This is a genomic window from Microbulbifer rhizosphaerae, assembly GCF_014191725.1.
Lineage (GTDB): Bacteria > Pseudomonadota > Gammaproteobacteria > Pseudomonadales > Cellvibrionaceae > Microbulbifer > Microbulbifer rhizosphaerae.
In genome coordinates this window covers 1-1,459 of the sequence record NZ_JACHWZ010000071.1, presented here as the reverse complement: position 1 = coordinate 1,459, position 1,459 = coordinate 1, and the positions used below count along the sequence as shown (strand labels likewise).

General features: G+C 48.7%; 1 protein-coding gene. It reads right to left on the bottom strand.

The window, feature by feature from the left end; all coding sequences use genetic code 11:
• The coding region (locus FHS09_RS22480) for a hypothetical protein (protein ID WP_183464144.1) at window positions 1-1,459 on the bottom strand (1,459 nt) is incomplete at both ends.

Below are 1,459 nucleotides of genomic sequence, written 5' to 3'. Positions count from 1 at the left end.
TCAATAGGACTGCTATCTGTAGTAGTTCCATCCTTAGCTACAGAGAATGTTCCTGATGTTGATTTAACGACATTATTGCCATTCTTATACTCGATAACATACTCATAATCGAAGACTTTGGAATCATCACCCAAAACACCGAGATTAGCCTCGTGATTGGAGCCGCTTTCGACCGGCGACACCTCCGCCCAACTTCCCGTGCTCCCTAAAGTTCGGTATTTAAACACAGCCGCTGCACCTTCCGGCTGTGTCGACAAGGGCCAGGTAATGATTGTGGGATCGTATTCGTACTGCGTGCCAAGCTCGTAATAGATAGTGGAAGGCAATAGAGAACCATTGACAGTCAAAGCAATATCGTATTGCCCATTTGGAAGTTCGCTGCCAATTCGCAAATTGACCTTACCATCCCATGAGAATCCATCGCGTACGATGTCTTGCGGGTAGGTCCAGGCAGTATACGAGACCCCGGTAGCCCGGTTGGTGGAGACCGCTTTTATAGATGTGATATTGGTAGGAAGCGTTCCGGTGTAATACTTCATCACAGAAGAATTACTGGCCGAATCCGTAGTGGCAATCCCCTTAAAAGTAGTACTCAGGCTCTGATTTGATGTGGCAATAGTGGAAAAACTTCCTACCCCTTGCATCGCAACTTCATTAACCCCCCCTTGGGAGTCGCCATTCAAGTAATCGATACGAAAATTAAAGTTGCCACCATTGGGATTATGCCATGTGACAGTATTGGTGTGGCCACTGGAGGTAAAACTTCGAGCAGTCCAACTGGAAGAGGACGTCGACTTATAGTAAAACTTTGTCGTCTTGTACTGCCCGTAACTTGGATCGGTCCATTTTATACGGGTACCGACATTGTAGGATTTCGTTCCTGTGTAAGATCCATTGTCATATAACCCACCATTACCATCCGCGTAGTATTCACGCATTTCCGAAGCAATAACTTCTACCGAGTAATTTCCTGCAGGCAGGTTATCTCCAAAATATTTTGTTAGATCTACGCTACCATCCCAAGTCGAGGAGCTCACTGTATAGGAAAATGTTCCGTCGTAACCACTCGGCAGTCCGGCATCATTACGAGTCACCGTCACATTCAGATTCCAATACGCGAAACGGTCATACCCCCAGGAAGATTCGCTATCTACTCCCGCAGTTCTCGCGGAAAAGGCGCCAGGCTTCAGCTTTGTGTAGCTGCTCGCAGAGTTGACACTGCTGTGCTCACGATAAACCGTTACCGTCCTGGCTTCATTCGCCGGTGCAGCAACACGCTTAAGCGCCGTAGTGGAATAGGCATATGGTTGCGTCGCATCGTTAGTCTGCACTTGGCTGGTAACCGTCAGCGTACGCGGGTCCGTCTTCGTATACTGCTCCGCGATTGTGGCCGTACTGCCATAGGTGTAAGGCTGGTTCGGCGGCCGCGTGAAGGTGTTGGTAATTGCACTGCCGGTGA